We start from the raw sequence: 15,683 nt of genomic DNA, 5'->3' as shown, positions 1-15,683 counted from the left end.
CATGTCCGACAACATCATGGTGCGGGAGCGGCCCGACGTCGGGTCCTACGAGGACATCGTCGCGGCCGCCGTACGCACTACGGGCATGAGCGACTTCGGCGGCACGGCCCATGAGGAGGGCCTGCGGGTCCTCACCGAGGACCTGTCCTCGCCGGAGGCGGGGCTGACCCCGCGAGGCAGCTACTTCCAGCGCTCCGAGGTGAAGTCGGCGCTGGTGGGGGTGCTGCTCACGCAGGCGCAGTTCGCCGCGCACCCGGAGCACCGCGCCGTGCCCATCGAGCGGCCGATCTTCCTGATGGGCCTGCCGCGCACCGGCACCACGGCGCTGCACCGCTACCTGCACGCGGACCCCAGCGCCCAGGGACTCGAGATGTGGCTGACGCAGTACCCGCAGCCGCGGCCCCCGCGCGACACCTGGGAGTCCGACCCGATCTTCAACGCCATGCAGCAGGCGTTCTCGGCCCACCACGTGGAGTCGCCGGAGTTCATGGGCATCCACTACATGGATGCGACCACGGTCGAGGAGTGCTGGCGGCTGCTGCGCCAGACCGGCAAGTCCAACTCCTACGAGTCGCTGGCCAACGTGCCGCGCTACACCGAGTGGCTGGCCGGCCAGGACTGGACCGACGCCTACGCGCGGCACAAGCAGAACCTCCAGCTGGTCGGGCTCAACGACGCCGACAAGCGCTGGGTGCTCAAGAACCCGTCGCACATGACCGCGCTCGACGCGCTGATGACGGTCTACCCCGACGCGCTCATCGTCTACACGCACCGCGACCCGGTGGTCTGCATCGCGTCGTCCTGCTCGCTGTCGGCCGAGACCACGCTCGGCCACAGCACGACGTACGTCGGTGACGTGATCGGCCGGACCCAGCTCGACCTGTGGGCCCGGGCCTACCACGCGTTCCACGACGCCCGGCCGAAGTACGACCAGTCGCAGTTCGTCGACGTCGCCTTCAAGGACCTGGTCTCCGACCCGCTCGGTACCGTCCGCGGCGTCTACGAGCGCTTCGCCCTCGACTGGACGCCCGAGGCGGAGCAGGCGGTCACCGAGATCGACCGCGAGTCGCGGTCGGGCTCGGCGAAGCCGTCGCACAAGTACGACCTGGCCGACTACGGCCTGACCGAGACCGACGTACGAAAGGCCTTTGACCGATGAAGCCCGAGATCAAGCGCGTCGTCGTGTGGGGCACCGGGGTGGTCGGCAAGATGGTGATCGCCGAGATCGTGAAGAGCCCCGTCTTCGAGCTGGTCGGCGTCGGCGTCAGCAACCCCGACAAGGTCGGGAAGGACGCCGGCGAGATCTGCGGGATCGGCAACACCGGGGTGCTCGCGACCGACTCGGTCGACGACCTGGTGGCGCTGAAGCCGGACGCGCTGGTCCACTACGGACCGACGGCGCAGTACGCCGACGACAACATCCGCGTCATGAGCGCCTTCCTGCGCGCCGGCATCGACGTCTGCTCGACGGCGATGACTCCGTGGGTGTGGCCGGGCATGAAGCAGAACCCCGCCGCGTGGATCGACCCGATCACCGCCGCGTGCGAGGAGGGTGGCGCGTCGTGCTTCACGACGGGTATCGACCCCGGCTTCGCTAACGACCTGTTCCCGCTGACCCTGATGGGGCTGTGCGGCGAGGTGGAGTCGGTGCGAGCCTCCGAGCTGCTGGACTACACCGACTACGAGGGTGACTACGAGGACGAGATGGGCATCGGCCGGCCGCCGGAGTTCACCCCGCTGCTCGAGATCCCGGACCTGCTGATCATGGCCTGGGGCGCCACCGTGCCGATGATCGCGCACGCCGCCGGCATCGAGCTCGACGACATCACCACCACGTGGGAGAAGTGGGTGACCCCCGAGGACCGCAAGACCGCCAAGGGCGTGATCGAGGCCGGCAACGTCGCGGCGATCCGCTTCACGATCAACGGGATCTTCCAGGGCCGCGAGGTGATCTCGCTGGAGCACGTCAACCGGATCGGCCTCGACGCCGCGCCCGACTGGCCGGCCGGCTCCCAGGACGACGTCTACCGCGTCGACATCACCGGCTCGCCCTCGATCAGCCAGGAGACGTCGTTCCGCTTCACCGACGGCTCGGGGCGCTCACCCGCCGTCGCCGGCTGCCTGGCCACCGGCCTGCGCGCACTGAACGCCGTACCCGCCGTCAACGCCCTGCCCGCCGGCTGGGTCACCGCGCTCGACCTGCCGCTGGTCCCGGGGGTCGGCACCATCCGCTGAGCCAGGGCGGGTCTCCCTAGGCCTTCTTCACCACGCTCGACTTGAGCTGCATCGGGCCGAAGCCGTCGACCTTGCAGTCGATGTCGTGGTCGCCGACGCCCTCGACGAGGCGGATGTTGCGGACCTTGGTGCCGACCTTGATCGCGGTCGCCTGCCCCTTGACCTTGAGGTCCTTGACCACGACCACCGTGTCGCCGTCGGCGAGCACGTTGCCGACCGAGTCCTTGACCACCCGTGCCTGCTCGACCGCGGGCGCCACGTCGTCCGGCGACCACTCGAACGCGCACATCGAGCAGACGGTCAGCCCGCCCAGCTCGTAGGTGTGCTCGCTGCCGCACTCGGGGCAGTGGACCTGGGTCTCGGGGGTGGTGTCGCTCATGACGCTCAGCGTAGGCGTGTTTCCACAGGCCGAGACCGGCCCGGTTTCGGGGGTACGCCGTCGCGAGCAGGCTCCGGCCATGTTCACCATCGACCTGCGAGTGCTGCGGCGCGCGAGCCGCGACCTGATCCGTCACGGTCTGGACCTCGACGACGAGTCCCGGATCCCGATGCCCGACGCCGGCCGCTCCGGCTGCGTCACCCAGGAGGGACTGGAGCGGCTGCTCGCCCAGGCCGCCGCCACCGCCGACGGGATGCGCCGCCTCGGTGACGCCCTCGACACCTTCGTCTCGTCGTCCTCGGTGCTCGACGGCACCGTGGGCTGGGGCTTCGACCTCATCCACGACCAGGAGCTGTCATGACACTGAGCACCTACTTCGAGGGCGACCCCGAGTCCTGCTGGCGGGCCGCCCGCCGCCTCGACACGCTCGCTGAGTCGCTCGACGACACGACCCGGTTCCTCGGCCACCAGGCGTCCCTGCCGGCCGACGACTTCGAGGGCCTCAGCGGCGACGCCTACCGCGGCAGCGCGGGCCGGCTGCGCGACGACGCGGTCGGCACCGCGTCGGCCCAGCGCGCGGTCGCCGTCGCCCTCGACGAGCTCGCCACCAACCTCGACGGCGTACGCCGGGTCCTGAGGCGTGCCCGCGCGCTGGCCCGCGACCACCTCGTGATCGTCGGGCTCGAGATCCAGCCACCCGGCCCCTACGCCGACGAGCACCAGCGCGAGGTGTTCCGGATGGTCGAGGGCGCGGTGCACGAGGCCCGCCGCGTCGAGCACCGGGCTCACCACGACTGGCAGGTCACGCTCGCGGAGCACGCCGGAACCCAGGCGCCGGCGCCGATCGCGGGCGGGCCGTTCGGGCTGCCGCTCCCCGACCCGGTCCCGGAACCCGTGCCGGAGCCCTTGCCGGAGCCCCAGCCCGACCCTCGATCCGACCGGCAGCCGGACCCGCAGCCGGAGCCCGATCCGCCGGCCGGGTCGGCGCCGCCGGCGCCGACCGCCGAGCCCACGGCGTCCTCCGTGCCCACCACGTCACCCGCCCCGGTCGCCGTCCAGGACGACTGGGAGTCGGCCTCCGAGGACGACTGGGCACCGGCCTCGCTGGCCGCGCCGGTGCCGATCAGCTGGGAGCTGTCCGATGGCCCGCGGTGACCTCGGGATCGCCGTGCCGCCCAGCTGGCGGCGGCGATCCGACCCAGCCCACGGCGTCCTGATGGCCGCCCGGGCGACGACGCTGCCCGCGAGCGGCGTACGTCCTGAGCTGACCCTCACCTGCACGCCGGTCGACCGCGACCTGGAGTCCTGGCGGGACGACGCGATGGACGAGCTGGCCGAGCGCCTCGACGACTTCGCCCTGGAGGACGACGACACCTACGACCTCGACGGCCACGACGTCGCCTACCGGCGCTTCGCCCACCGGGTCGGCGCCGCCGACCTGCTGTGCGACCAGTGGGCGTGGGTCGTCGGCGGGCTCGGGGTCACGCTGACCTGCTCGGTCGCCCGCGAGGACTACGGCGACTACTACGACGTGTTCGAGGCGATCGCCGAGACCGTCGACCTCGGGCCGCTCGCAGCCTGACCGCTTCGACCGTCAGCGGGAGGTGGTGCGGATCCGGGCTCCGTTGCGGGGGACGCTGGTGATGTTGCGGACCTTGGGCTCGTCCTGGCCGAGCGCCTCGACGCCGTGCTCCCGGAAGACCTCGCGCAGCACAGCGACGCCCTCCATCATCGCGAAGCCGGCGCCGATGCAGCGGCGTACGCCGCCGCCGAACGGGATCCAGGTGTTGGGCGGCGGGTTGTGGCCGAGGAAGCGCTCGGGGCGGAAGACCTCGGGGTCGGGGAACGCCTCGGTGCGCTGGTGGCTGACGATGATCGACGGGCCGACGGTGGCGCCGGCCGGCACGTCCACGCCGCCGATGGTCGCGGGCTTCATCAGCGTGCGCACCACCATCGGGATCACCGGGTGCAGGCGCATCGCCTCCTTGAGCACCGCGTCGAGCCAGGCGTCGTCGCCCTCGTCGGCGGCGCGCTGCGTGCGGGCCAGCAGCTCCGGGCTGCGGCCGACCTCGTAGAGCGCCCACGACAGAGCGGTCGCGGTGGTCTCGTGGCCAGCGAGCAGCAGCGTGACGAGCTGGTCGCGCAGCTCCGTGTCGTCGAGCGTGTCGCCCTCGTCGGCGCCGGCCAGCATCAGCCGGGACAGTACGTCGGTCCGCTCGGCGAGGTCGGGGGCCAGGCGCCGCTCGCGGATCTCGGCATACATCAGCCGGTCGAGTGCGTACTGGTTGTCGACGGTGCGCTTCCACGGGCCGAACCGCTGGAGCCGCGGGTAGCCCCAGCCGAGCAGGATCGCGGGGCTGATGTCGACGGTGGCGTTGACCCGCGGGCGCAGCTCGGCGAGCCGCGCTCCGTCGGTGACGCCGAAGACCACGCGCAGGATCACCTCGAGCGTGAGCGCGTTCATCCGGTCGAGCGAGCGGAAGTCGGAGCCGCTGCGCCAGGTGGCGACCTCGGCGCGCGCGAGCTCGGTGACCAGCGCCTCGTACTCACGCAGCGCGTGCCCGTTGAAGGCCGGCATCAGCAGCTTGCGCGCCCGCTTGTGCTCGAGGGAGTCCTGGAGCAGCAGAGAGTGCTGGCCCATGATCGGGCCGAGGATCGAGTTGGCCTTGCCGGCGTGGAAGACGTCGGGGTCGCCCGCGAAGATCTCCTTGGTGTGCTCGGGCCGGGTGAAGAACACCAGCGGCCGGCCCTTGGGCACCAGCCGCACGGTGAACACGTCGCCGTACTTGCGGTGCAGGTAGGGGTGGAACCGGTGCCGGAACCGCAGCAGCGCCGCGGTCTGGGCCAGCGCCGGCCACCTGGGGCCGGGTGGGAGCCCGGTCGCGTCCACCGGTGGCAGCGAGCCGCCACCCACGAAGCTCATGCTGCGGAAGCGCTTGCCGGTCAGCTCACCGACGTCGTCGAGAAGGGCCACCCGTCACATACTACGAGTACGTCAAGCCCTGCCGGCCGAGCTGACGGCGTACACCGGTGCGGCCTTCAGCTTCAGGTCCGCGCACGACTGCGCCCGCGGCTCCCCGCGGCTCTCGGTGACCGTGACGTCCCACCGCTCGCCGTCGGCCAGCACGAGCACCCGGTCGCCGTCGCGCCCGAGCACGCTCACGTCGGTCGCGCCGTACGTCGACCGCAGGTGCAGCTCGGCGACCTGTGAGGCGCCGTCGAGCCCGGCCCGGCCGCGGGTCACCGAGGTCGGCACCCGGCCGGCCGCGACCTCCTCGCAGGCCCGCACCGCGGTCTCGGGGTCGAGCCGCCCAAGGGTGAGCCCGGACGGCAGCGCCAGCAGGGTCCCGGAGAAGCGATGGCCGCCGAGGTGGGTGGTCTCCCAGGTCGCGTCGGGCCACCGGGCGACCAGAGCCGCGGTCACCGGCCGGCCCACCTCCGCGCAGCACCGGTCGCGGCGGCCGTTGGTGCACACCAGCCAGAGCGGTCCGTCGTACGGCGTGAGGTCGGCGTCGCCGAGCACCAGCACGTCCTCGACCCGGTCGAGGACGCCGCTGCGCACGACCGGGGTCGGGCCGAGCGACGCGGTGAAGACCCGCACCCCGGCTCCCGGAGCGGGCTCGCGACCGTGCCGGCGCACCAGCTGCACCCGCCCCGGCCAGGCCGCGAGGTGGTCCCGGACCTCCTCGGGCAGCCGGCTCTCGGCGACCGCCTGGCGGCCCCACGACCCGGCGTGCTCGACGAAGAGCCACTCGCGCTCGGTCGGCGCGGTGCCGCCCATGGGCTCGGCGTCGGCGAGGCTGGCCGCCGAGCACCTGACGTCCAGCGGCTCACTCACCGGCACATTCGACCAGACGCCGCTCTAGAGTCGCAGTGTGCCCACCCCCATGCGTCGTCTGCTCCTCGTGCCCCTCGTCGTGCTCGCCCTGCTGGCCGGCGTCACGGCCGCGGTGACCGCGGCCCCCGAGGGCCAGCCGACCGGCCGTACCGACACGCTGTTCCCGCAGCAGGGTCACCCCGGCTACGACGTCCGGCACTACGACGTCCGGCTCGACTACGACCCGGCGACCAACCGGCTCGACGCGCGCACCACGGTCCGGGCCACGACCCCGCAGCGGCTGAAGACGTTCTCGCTCGACCTGGTCGGGATGAAGGTCACCTCGGTCCGGGTCGACGGACGGCCGGCCGGCTTCCGCCGCGACGCCCAGCACCTGGTGGTCCGCCCCCGCGTGCCGGTGACCGGTGGGTTCACCACGACCGTCGCCTACGCCGGCACGCCGCAGGAGATCGTCGACGCCGACGGCTCGACCGAGGGGTGGGTCCGCACCGACGACGGCGCGATCGCGCTCGGCGAGCCGGTCGGCACCATGGCCTGGATCCCCTCCGACAACACCCCGGGCGACAAGGCCCGCTTCCGCTTCCGGATCACCGTCCCCCGGGGGGTGCAGGCCGTCTCCAACGGCGACCTGGTCTCGAAGGTCGACCGTGGCGCCGGGTCGACGTGGACCTGGCGGGTGCGCGACCGGATGGCGACCTACCTCGCGATGGTCGCGGTCGGCCGGTTCGCCGTCCACCGCTCCTCGATGACGTCGGTGACCGGCCGCCGGATCCCGATCTGGAGCTTCGTCGACCCGACCACCGGGAGGTCGACCACCGCCCGGGCCGCGCTGCCCAAGGTGCTGCGGTTCCAGGAGAAGCTCTTCGGCCCCTACCCGCTCACGTCGGCCGGCCTGGTCGTCGACGCCGCGTCGGTGGGCTACGCGCTCGAGACCCAGAACCGGCCCTTCTACCCGGACTCGGTCGACTCCGCGACGCTCGTGCACGAGTCCGCGCACCAGTGGTTCGGCAACTCGGTCACCCTGCGCGACTGGCACGACATCTGGCTGCCCGAGGGGTTCGCGACGTACGCCGAGTGGCTCTGGACCGGCGCCCACGACGGCCGCACGCCCGCCCAGCGCTTCGACGACCTCTACGCCACCCCGGCCTCCGACGGGCTGTGGTCCCCGGCGCCCACCGAGTTCACCGACTCGGCCGACCTGTTCGGCGAGCCGGTCTACAACCGCGGCGCGATGACCCTCCAGGCGCTGCGCGAGCGGGTCGGCGACACCGACTTCTTCCGGCTGCTCAAGCGCTGGGCGGCCGTCTACCGCCAGGGCAACGCCGGCACCGCCCAGCTGCTCGCGCTCGCCGAGCAGGTCTCCGGCGAGCAGCTCGACCAGCTCTTCGCCGACTGGCTCGAGCTCGACGGGCGGCCCGCGGGCTACTGACGTTGCGTCGAGTGACGTGCGGGGCCGGTCCCAGGCCCGGAAATACAGTCCTCCCGCGTCGCTCGACGCGTCACTCCAGCAGTCCCCGCCGCCGCGCGATGGCGGCGGCCTCGGTCCGGCCGGAGGCGCCGAGCTTGCCGAGGATGTTGGAGACGTGGACCGAGACGGTCTTGGCGCTGATGAACAGCTGCTTGCCGATCTCGCCGTTGCTGCGGCCGGCGGCGACCAGGGCGAGGATCTCGCGCTCACGAGGCGTGAGCGCGTCGGGCGTCGCGTCGCTGCGCTGAGGCGCGGAGCCGAGCGCCTTCAGCTGGTCGAGCAACGGCTGGGCCCCGAGCGCGTGAGCGGCGGTGCGGGCCAGGTCGCCCACCTCGCGGGCGGCCGGCAGGTCGCCGCCGGCGCGCAGGATGCCGGCCAGCCCGACCCGCACCGCGGCGAGCTCGTGGACGTGCCCGAAGTCGTCGAACAGGGTCTCGGCCTCGCGCCAGGTCTCGACCAGCACGTCCTGGGGCGGTACGTCGAGCCCGACCAGCCACCGCGCGCGGAGCGTCTCGGCGTCGAGCCGCTTCATCCAGGCCCGGCCCTCCGGGCCCCAGTGGCCCGACGGGTCGGCGTACCGGTCGAGCACGTTGTGGCCGTCGGCGCAGAGGCGGTCGACGGCGCCGCCGTAGTCGGCGCGCTCGGCGCCGCTCATCCGCGGCAGGGAGTCGGCGATCGCGGACATGGCCACCGCGGCCAGCCGGATCCGGGCGCTGAACCACGGGTGCCAGATCCGGGTGAGCACGGTGACCGCGTCGCCGTAGACGGCCAGGACCCCGGCCGGGTCGCCCCGCCGGCCCACCGCGACCATCTCCAGCTCGGCGGCGTGGATCGCGATCGACCCCTCGCGCGGCCAGAACTTCCGCAGCGCCTCGACCTGCCGCTCGACGTCGACGCCCCGAGCCTGCTGGACGTGCAGCCGCAGCGGCGCCAGCATCGCGTTGGGGATCGGCGGCGGGCTGGAGTCGGCGACGTCGGTCAGCCGGAGCACCTCGTCCCACTCACCGCGGTAGAGGTGCACCATGGCGAGCTGCCACCGCGACTCGAACCCGTACGGCGCCCAGGGGATGCCCGCGGCCTCCGCGCGCCGGATCGCGCTGCCGAACCACCTGACCGCCTCGTCGAACTCCGCCCAGTCCTCGTAGGACCGTCCGAGGAAGAACCGCCCGCGCAGCTCGGCGTGGACCGCCCCGGCGCGCTCGGCCCGGCCGACGGCCTCGTTCAGGGCGGCCCGCAGCCCCTCCTTGGGCCCGGCCTTCTTGAGCCCGCTCAGGGTCGTGATCGCGTCGGAGGCGAGCTCGTTGAGGTCGAGCCGCTCGGCCAGTGCCAGCGCGTCCATGCCCACCGTCTGGGCCTCGTCGTAACGGCCCCAGGCCGCCAGGATCCGCGCGTGGTTGGCCAGCACCCGCGCCCGGAGCGGGCTCTCGCCTTCGGGCGCGAGCGCGACCGCCTGCGCGGACAAGGCGGTCGGGTCCGTCTCGGTCTCGGTGATGTAGAGCGCGTTGGCCTGGGCGCTGAGCATCCGCGCGCGCCACACGTCGGAGGAGTCGGGCGGCAGCCGGTCGAGCTGCTCCTGGATCACCGCGATCGCGCGCTCCGGGTCACCGCTCGCGGTGAGCGCGTCGGCCGTCGCCACCACCAGCTTGGACAGGTCGACGTCGGTGTCGGCGCAGCGCTGCGGGTCGGCGAGCAGCTCCAGGGCCTGCTGGAAGTGGTACGCCGCCTCGTCCGGGCCGCCGACGGTCGAGGCCTCCTTGCCGGCGCGGATGCTGGCGCTCAGCGCGGTGTCGAGGTCGTTGGCCAGCCGGGCGTGCCGGGCCAGCTCGGCCGCGGTGCCGCGGGCACTGCCCTCGCTGAGCGCCACGGCGTACTGCCGGTGGAGTCGGACCCGCTCGCCTGGCAGCAGGTCGTCGTAGACGGCCTCGCCGAGCAGCGCGTGACGGAAGGCGTAGTAGCCGGCCTCGGAGACCAGCACGTTCATCTCGACCGCCTTGCGCAGCCCCTCCTCGAGAGCGGTGCCGTCGAGCCCGGAGGCAGCCTCGAGCATGTCGTGGGCGACCTTGCGGCCGCTGGCGCTCGCCGTGCGCACGACCTGGCGGGCGTTGTCGTCGAGGCGGTCGAGGCGGACGAGCAGCACGTCGGCCAGGTCGGCGGGCACCCAGCTCCCGGGGGCCGCGGCGGCGCTGGTCAGCTCCTCGACGAAGAACGCGTTGCCCTCGGCGCGGGCGACGATGTCGGCCAGCTCCTTCTCGGACAGACCGGAGGGCACGAGCTCGCCGATCAGGGCCCGGACGGCATCGTCGGGCAGCGGCGCCAGCGCGACCCGGTCGACGCCGCGCAGCCGGGACCACTCGGCGACCTGGCGCCGCAGCGGGTGCCGGCGGTGGAGGTCGTCGGAGCGGTAGGACGCGACGATCGCCACCGGGCCCTCGAACGGGCGGGAGAAGAGGAAACCGAGCAGGTCGCGGGTCGACTGGTCGGCCCAGTGCATGTCCTCGATGACGAGCAGCACCGGGCACTTCTCGGCCACGGCCTCGAGCAGGGCGTGGACGGCACCGAACAGGTCGGACCGGTCGAGCGAGTGGCCACCGTCGGTGCTACCCGTGTCGCTGCTGCCGGTGCCCTCGGTGGCCGAGAGCACCCGCCGGCCGGGCTGGAGGCGCGCCAGGACGGGGTGGACGACGACGACCGTGTCGACGACGTCAGGGAGGTCGGTGGCGAGGCGGCCGAGGACCTCCGAGAAGGGCAGGTAGGGCAGGGCGCTGTCGCCGAAGTCGAGGCAGTGGCCCGCGACGACCTGCCAGCCCTCGGCGAGGGCGAGGTCGCGCAGCTCCATCAGCAGGCGGGTCTTGCCGACCCCGGCGTCACCGGAGAGCAGCACGGCACCGGGCCCCGACGCGGCTCCGGAGTCAGACGAGACGCCGAGCGACGAAGCGATCTCCGTCAGCTCGGCGTCTCGTCCGACCATCGTGCGGCTGGTGTGCGCCATGGTCTCCATGATGTCGTGTCGGGTGGGCCGGTGTGGGTTCAGCGCGGCTCATCAGCCCCGGATCTCGCTCTTGTCCGCCGGGCGGCGGACGAACGGGTTGCGCGAGCGGCTGTGGCGGTTGCCCTTGACGCTCGTGCGGATGCGGTTGCTGCGGTAGTCGAGCTCGGTCTTGACGAAGATGCTGCTGTCGCTCATGTCGGTGGCTCCTCAGTGCCTCGGTGGTGAGACGAGGTTCGCTCTCTGAGGTAGCCCTCCACATCGGGCAGGTGCCTTAGGTTTGCCCCTGAATGAGGTCCGCCGCCGGCTCAGGTGCCTTAGACGCCGCCGACCGCAGGGTCAGCCACAGGCTCAGCGCGAGGTAGTAGCCGAGGTAGCCCACCGAGGCGGCGACGACCAGCCCGTGGGGGTCCGGCAGCTGCGCCACGATGACGGCGTACGACGCGAACCAGAGGGCGGTCAGCACGAACGTCAGCTGCCACAGCGCCTCGGTGCGCGAGGGGTAGACGTAGCGGATCGGGACGAACACCAGGACGGTGCAGACCAGGATCACCGCGGCCGTCGCCGCCTCGCCGAGGCCGGTGGCCACGACGTAGAACGCCAGCACGTTCCAGTAGCTGGGGAAGCCGAGGAAGAAGTGCTCGCCGGCCACGAACGGCTTGGCGTCGGTGCGGCAGAACTGCACGCACGAGGCGAGCAACGGCACGGCCGCGCAGACCGCGCCGAACGTGCCGTCCGGCAGGTAGCCGTTGGCCCACAGCAGCGCCATCGGCGCGAGCACGTAGGTCATGAAGTCGACGACGTTGTCCAACAGCGCCCCGTCGAAGCCCGGGAGCACCTCCTTGACCCGGAACCGCCGGGCGAGGAAGCCGTCGGTGCCGTCGACGACCATGGCCGCGAGGAAGAGCCACAGCACGGTGTCGACGTTGCCGCGGTAGGAGTGGTGGACCATCAGCAGCGCCAGCACCGACCCACTGGCGGTGTAGGCGTGGACGGCGGCCGCGGTCGCACGCTGACCGAGGCTCCAGGTCGCGGTGGTGGTCACTGGCGGCCTGCGACCCAGGTCTGAGCAATCAGCGGCACACCCGGACGATAGGCCACGTGCACATGACTGGGGGCGTCGACGACGACGAGGTCCGCCCGCTGGCCGGGCGCGAGGGTCCCGATGTCGGCGCGGCCGAGCGCGGCGGCACCCGTGACGGTGGCCGCGCGAAGGGCCTCGAGCGGGGTCATCCCCATCTCGCGCACGGCGAGCGCGATGCAGAACGGGAGCGACGAGGTGAAGCTCGAGCCCGGGTTGCAGTCGGAGGCCAGGGCGACCAGGACGCCGGCGTCGAGCAGCCGGCGGGCGTCGGGGTAGGGCTGCCGCGTCGAGAACTCCACGCCGGGCAGCAGCGTCGCGATAGTGCCGCTGTCGCGCAGCGCGTCGACGTCGGAGTCGTCGAGGTAGGTGCAGTGGTCGACCGCGTGCAGCCCGAGCTCGGCGGCGAGCTTGACTCCGGGCCCGTGGCCGAGCTGGTTGGCGTGCAGCCGGGGCAGCAGGCCTCGGGCCGCTCCGGCGGCGAGGACGGTGCGGGCCTGGTCGGCGTCGAAGGCGCCGGTCTCGCAGAAGACGTCGATCCAGCGGGCGTACGGCGCCGCCGCGTCGAGCATCGGGCCGGTGACGAGATCGACGTACGCCGCGGGGTCGCCGTCGGGCACCACGTGCGCGCCCAGGAACGTCGTCTCCTCGGTGAACTGCCTCGCGATCGCCAGGCTGCGCGCCTCGTCGCGGGTCGTCAGGCCGTAGCCGCTCTTGATCTCGACGGTCGTGGTGCCCTGGCGGCGCATCTCCTGCACCAGCCGGGCGACATGGGCGGTGAGCTGCTCGTCGGTCGCCGCTCGAGTCGCTGCGACCGTGGTGCGGATCCCGCCGGCGGCGTACGGCTCCCCGGCCATCCGCGCCGCGAACTCCGCGGCCCGGTCCCCGGCGAAGACCAGGTGGCTGTGGCTGTCCACGAAGCCGGGGATCACCGTCCGGCCGCCGAGGTCGACCTGCTCGTCGGCATCAGGTGCGTCGAGGGCGCGGCCCACCCAGGCGACGGTCGAGCCGTCGATGAGCAGGGCCGCCTGCTCGATCACGTCCGGCAGGTCGGAGCCGGCGAAGCTCACCAACTCGCCGATGCCGGTCAGGAGCGTGCTGGTCACGTCCACAGCCTCTCGATCGCGGTGGCGAGGTCGCGCCCGATGTCGCCGCGTCCGCCCTGCTCGAAGACGACCCGTCCGTCGACCATGACCTGGGTGACGTCGGCGGCGGTGGCCGCGAAGACGGCGCTGTTCTCGTCGGCCCCGGTGCCCGCCGTGCGCGGGCCGGCGGTGTCGACGGTCACCAGGTCGGCCCGCTGACCGACCGCGATCTCCCCGGCGTCGGCGAAGCCGAGGCTGCGGTGGCCGGCGCGGGTGGCCGCGTCGAGCAGCTCACCGGCGGTCCAGTGGCCACGGGTGCGCGACGCCAGGCGCTCGTCCATCTCCAGGGCGCGCATCTCCTCGAACGGGTCGATGACCGCGTGGCTGTCCGAGCCGAGGGTGATCGGGCTGCCGGCGTGGAACAGGTGGCGGCTCGGGCCGACCCCGTCGCCTAGGTCGCGCTCGGTGGTGGGGCAGAAGCAGGCGTGGGTGCCGGTGCCGCCGAGGTGCGCGAGGTCGTCGGGCATCAGGTGCGTCGCGTGGACCGCCGTCGTGAGCGGGCCCAGCACCCCGTGGTCCGCGAGCAGCTGGGTCGGGGTGGCGCCGTACGCCGCGATGCAGGCGTCGTTCTCGGCGGTCTGCTCCGACAGGTGCACGTGCAGCGGTCGTCCCTGCGCGGCCGCGACGACGGTGGCGAGGTCCTCGTCCGCGACCGCCCGTACCGAGTGGATCGCGGCCCCGATGACGGTGGTGTCGTCGGGCTGGAGCTTGTCCACCCGGGCGGCCCAGGCGTCGGCGTCGCCGTCGGAGTAGCGGACCTGGACGCCCTGGACCGGCTCCCCGAACCCGCTGCTCAGGTAGCAGGTGTCGAGCAGCGCGATCCGGATCCCGGCCTCGCGCGCCGCCTCGACCAGCGCGAGCCCCATCGCGTTGGGCTCGTCGTACGGCGTCCCGTCGGGCTGGTGGTGCAGGTAGTGGAACTCCCCCACGCTCGTGATGCCGGCGGCCACCATCTCCCGGTAGGTCGCCTTGGCGAGGTTGAAGTAGCTGTCCGGGGTGAGCCGCGCCGCCACGGCGTACATCTGCTCCCGCCACGTCCAGAACGTCCCCCGCTCGCGCTGCGTCCGCCCCCGCAGCGCCCGGTGGAAAGCGTGGCTGTGGCAGTTGGCGAAGCCGGGGAGGGTGAGGCCGGGGATGGCGGGATCCCCGGCTGGCCGGGGATCCCGTCGCTTGTCGGGGGTTGCAACACCCGACAAGTGACCGACTCGCCCGACAAGTACCTCCGTGAAGCGCCCGCCCTCGACCGTGACCAGGACGTCGTCGTGGACGGCGCCGCCGACCCACGCCCGCTCGAGGCGGTACGTCGTGCCGGTCACCGCGCCCCTCCCTGGGCGAGCCGCTCGAGGGTGTCGGCGAGCGCCGAGACGCCCACCAGGCAGTCGGACATCTGCGCCGACTCGGCCGGTGAGTGGGAGACGCCGGTCGGGTTGCGGACGAAGAGCATCGCCGACGGGATGCCCGCGGCGGAGAGGATGCCGGCGTCGTGGCCGGCCTGGGTGGGGAGCACCGGCCAGTCGCCGCCCTCGTGGTCGGCGGCCAGGGAAGCAGCCAGCCCGGCGTCGAAGACCACCGACGACGACACCGACTCGGCGGTGACCTCCAAGGACGTCCCGTCCCGCCCGGCCCGGTCGAGCCCCTGACGGGACACCGCCTCCACGAGCCCGGCGAGCGCCTCGTCCGACGAGCAGCGCGCATCCAGCCACGCCACCACCCGGGACGGCACCGCGTTGGTTCCGTTGGGCGTCACCTCTACCCGGCCGAACGTCGCCCGCGCCCCGGCCAGCCGCGCCTGCTTGTTGGCCGCGAGCGCGGTCATCGCGTAGGTCAGCATCGGGTCGGCGCGGTCCTCCATCCGGGTGGTCCCGGCGTGGTTGGCCTCCCCGGCGAAGTCGAAGCGCCAGCGCCCGTGCGGCCAGATCCCACTGGCGATGCCCACCGGGGCGCCGCGGTCGACCAGGTCGCGGCCCTGCTCGACGTGCAGCTCCACGAACGTCCCCACGTCAGCCAGCGACAGCACGGACTCACCGGCCAACCCGACGGCCGACAGCGCGTCCGGCAGCGCGACTCCGGAGCGGTCCCGCAGCTCGCGGGCATCACCCCACGACAGCGCACCCGCCGCGAGCCGCGAGCCCAGGCAGGCCAGCCCGAAGCGCGAGCCCTCCTCCTCGGCGAACACCGACACCCCGATCCGCCGCCCGGGCACGAAGCCCCGCGAGCGCAGCAGGTCGACCGCCGCCAGCGCGGAGACCACGCCGAGCGGACCGTCGTACGCACCGCCGTCGAGCACCGAGTCGAGGTGCGAGCCGGTCAGCACCGCGGTCCCCGCCTCCGAGCCGACCCCCACCGGCGGGTCCCACCAGGCGACGACGTTGCCGACCCCGTCGGCCTCGACGTCGAGTCCGCGGGCGACAGCCTGCTCCACGAACCACGCCCGCAGCTCGGTCTCGGCGCCCAGGAAGGGCTGGCGGAAGTAGCCACCGGAGGCGGCCGACCGCCCGATCGGCGTCAGGTCGGCCCACATCCGCTCGAAGTCGTCAGTCATGGTGCGTCC

Annotated in this window: 15 protein-coding genes; 6 read left to right on the top strand and 9 right to left on the bottom strand. The window is 73.1% G+C overall.

What is annotated here, in order from left to right; all coding sequences use genetic code 11:
• The first annotated feature begins 1 nt into the window (after window position 1).
• Window positions 2-1,159, top strand: a complete 1,158-nt coding sequence (locus BLR90_RS12320; protein ID WP_091025500.1) for a sulfotransferase family protein — start codon at window positions 2-4, stop codon at window positions 1,157-1,159.
• Window positions 1,156-2,235 carry an NAD(P)H-dependent amine dehydrogenase family protein gene (locus BLR90_RS12315; RefSeq protein WP_091025499.1) on the top strand — a complete coding sequence of 360 codons (1,080 nt, stop codon included), beginning with the start codon at window positions 1,156-1,158 and terminating at the stop codon, window positions 2,233-2,235. The genes BLR90_RS12320 and BLR90_RS12315 overlap by 4 nt, the downstream gene beginning before the upstream one ends.
• Before the next feature lie 16 nt (window positions 2,236-2,251).
• Here the strand turns inward: BLR90_RS12315 and BLR90_RS12310 are convergent, their stop codons facing one another.
• Window positions 2,252-2,614 (bottom strand): zinc ribbon domain-containing protein YjdM, encoded by a 363-nt coding sequence (locus BLR90_RS12310; protein ID WP_091025498.1) that lies wholly within the window; start codon window positions 2,612-2,614, stop codon window positions 2,252-2,254.
• Between the two features lie 79 nt (window positions 2,615-2,693).
• On the opposite strand from BLR90_RS12310, the gene BLR90_RS12305 reads away from it, so the two are divergent.
• From BLR90_RS12305 to BLR90_RS12295, 3 genes are read left to right on the top strand one after another with little or no spacing between them, the layout of a single operon-like run.
• On the top strand, window positions 2,694-2,975 hold the full coding sequence (locus BLR90_RS12305; protein ID WP_091025497.1) for a hypothetical protein: 282 nt from the start codon (window positions 2,694-2,696) through the stop codon (window positions 2,973-2,975).
• Complete coding sequence (locus tag BLR90_RS12300) at window positions 2,972-3,769, top strand: hypothetical protein (RefSeq protein WP_091025496.1); 798 nt, start codon at window positions 2,972-2,974, stop codon at window positions 3,767-3,769. Before BLR90_RS12305 ends, BLR90_RS12300 begins: the two co-directional genes overlap by 4 nt.
• Complete coding sequence (locus tag BLR90_RS12295) at window positions 3,756-4,196, top strand: hypothetical protein (RefSeq protein WP_091025495.1); 441 nt, start codon at window positions 3,756-3,758, stop codon at window positions 4,194-4,196. Before BLR90_RS12300 ends, BLR90_RS12295 begins: the two co-directional genes overlap by 14 nt.
• Window positions 4,197-4,208: 12 nt before the next feature.
• Here BLR90_RS12295 and BLR90_RS12290 read toward each other — a convergent pair whose 3' ends face one another.
• Both BLR90_RS12290 and BLR90_RS12285 read right to left on the bottom strand, forming a co-directional pair.
• Window positions 4,209-5,588, bottom strand: coding sequence for a cytochrome P450 (locus BLR90_RS12290; protein ID WP_091025494.1), 1,380 nt, complete (start codon window positions 5,586-5,588; stop codon window positions 4,209-4,211).
• A gap of 21 nt (window positions 5,589-5,609) precedes the next feature.
• Window positions 5,610-6,452, bottom strand: coding sequence for a ferredoxin family protein (locus BLR90_RS12285; RefSeq protein WP_091025493.1), 843 nt, complete (start codon window positions 6,450-6,452; stop codon window positions 5,610-5,612).
• A 37-nt stretch (window positions 6,453-6,489) separates the two neighbouring features.
• Between BLR90_RS12285 and BLR90_RS12280 the strand changes: the two genes are divergently transcribed.
• Window positions 6,490-7,881, top strand: coding sequence for a M1 family metallopeptidase (locus BLR90_RS12280; protein ID WP_218029408.1), 1,392 nt, complete (start codon window positions 6,490-6,492; stop codon window positions 7,879-7,881).
• 70 nt (window positions 7,882-7,951) lie between these two features.
• On the opposite strand, the gene BLR90_RS21660 is transcribed toward BLR90_RS12280, so the two are convergent.
• From BLR90_RS21660 to BLR90_RS12255, 6 genes are all read right to left on the bottom strand, one after another.
• Window positions 7,952-10,909, bottom strand: a complete 2,958-nt coding sequence (locus BLR90_RS21660) for a helix-turn-helix transcriptional regulator (protein ID WP_170254325.1) — start codon at window positions 10,907-10,909, stop codon at window positions 7,952-7,954.
• Window positions 10,910-10,960: 51 nt separating this feature from the next.
• Window positions 10,961-11,104, bottom strand: a complete 144-nt coding sequence (locus BLR90_RS21040) for a hypothetical protein (protein ID WP_170254326.1) — start codon at window positions 11,102-11,104, stop codon at window positions 10,961-10,963.
• 76 nt (window positions 11,105-11,180) lie between these two features.
• Complete coding sequence (locus BLR90_RS12270; protein WP_091025490.1) at window positions 11,181-11,951, bottom strand: CDP-alcohol phosphatidyltransferase family protein; 771 nt, start codon at window positions 11,949-11,951, stop codon at window positions 11,181-11,183.
• On the bottom strand, window positions 11,948-13,093 hold the full coding sequence (gene hutI, locus BLR90_RS12265; RefSeq protein ID WP_091025579.1) for an imidazolonepropionase: 1,146 nt from the start codon (window positions 13,091-13,093) through the stop codon (window positions 11,948-11,950). Before hutI ends, BLR90_RS12270 begins: the two co-directional genes overlap by 4 nt.
• Window positions 13,090-14,448 (bottom strand): formimidoylglutamate deiminase, encoded by a 1,359-nt coding sequence (locus tag BLR90_RS12260; RefSeq protein WP_091025489.1) that lies wholly within the window; start codon window positions 14,446-14,448, stop codon window positions 13,090-13,092. The genes hutI and BLR90_RS12260 overlap by 4 nt, the downstream gene beginning before the upstream one ends.
• On the bottom strand, window positions 14,445-15,674 hold the full coding sequence (locus tag BLR90_RS12255; RefSeq protein WP_091025578.1) for an allantoate amidohydrolase: 1,230 nt from the start codon (window positions 15,672-15,674) through the stop codon (window positions 14,445-14,447). The genes BLR90_RS12260 and BLR90_RS12255 overlap by 4 nt, the downstream gene beginning before the upstream one ends.
• Window positions 15,675-15,683: the final 9 nt, after the last annotated feature.

Origin of the sequence: Nocardioides szechwanensis, from assembly GCF_900103935.1 — a bacterium.
In the GTDB taxonomy this organism is placed as follows: Bacteria; Actinomycetota; Actinomycetes; order Propionibacteriales; family Nocardioidaceae; genus Nocardioides; species Nocardioides szechwanensis.
Note: the sequence above shows the minus strand (reverse complement) of the source record. Positions and strands in the feature narration are given on the sequence as shown.

What these genes read in the sequence shown, in the direction of transcription:
- BLR90_RS12320 (WP_091025500.1), top strand. Translation starts at nt 2, where the DNA reads ATGTCCGACAACATCATGGTGCGGGAGCGGCCCGACGTCGGGTCCTAC.
- BLR90_RS12315 (WP_091025499.1), top strand. Translation starts at nt 1,156, where the DNA reads ATGAAGCCCGAGATCAAGCGCGTCGTCGTGTGGGGCACCGGGGTGGTC.
- BLR90_RS12310 (WP_091025498.1), bottom strand. Translation starts at nt 2,614, where the DNA reads ATGAGCGACACCACCCCCGAGACCCAGGTCCACTGCCCCGAGTGCGGC.
- BLR90_RS12305 (WP_091025497.1), top strand. Translation starts at nt 2,694, where the DNA reads ATGTTCACCATCGACCTGCGAGTGCTGCGGCGCGCGAGCCGCGACCTG.
- BLR90_RS12300 (WP_091025496.1), top strand. Translation starts at nt 2,972, where the DNA reads ATGACACTGAGCACCTACTTCGAGGGCGACCCCGAGTCCTGCTGGCGG.
- BLR90_RS12295 (WP_091025495.1), top strand. Translation starts at nt 3,756, where the DNA reads ATGGCCCGCGGTGACCTCGGGATCGCCGTGCCGCCCAGCTGGCGGCGG.
- BLR90_RS21660 (WP_170254325.1), bottom strand. Translation starts at nt 10,909, where the DNA reads ATGGCGCACACCAGCCGCACGATGGTCGGACGAGACGCCGAGCTGACG.
- BLR90_RS21040 (WP_170254326.1), bottom strand. Translation starts at nt 11,104, where the DNA reads ATGAGCGACAGCAGCATCTTCGTCAAGACCGAGCTCGACTACCGCAGC.
- BLR90_RS12255 (WP_091025578.1), bottom strand. Translation starts at nt 15,674, where the DNA reads ATGACTGACGACTTCGAGCGGATGTGGGCCGACCTGACGCCGATCGGG.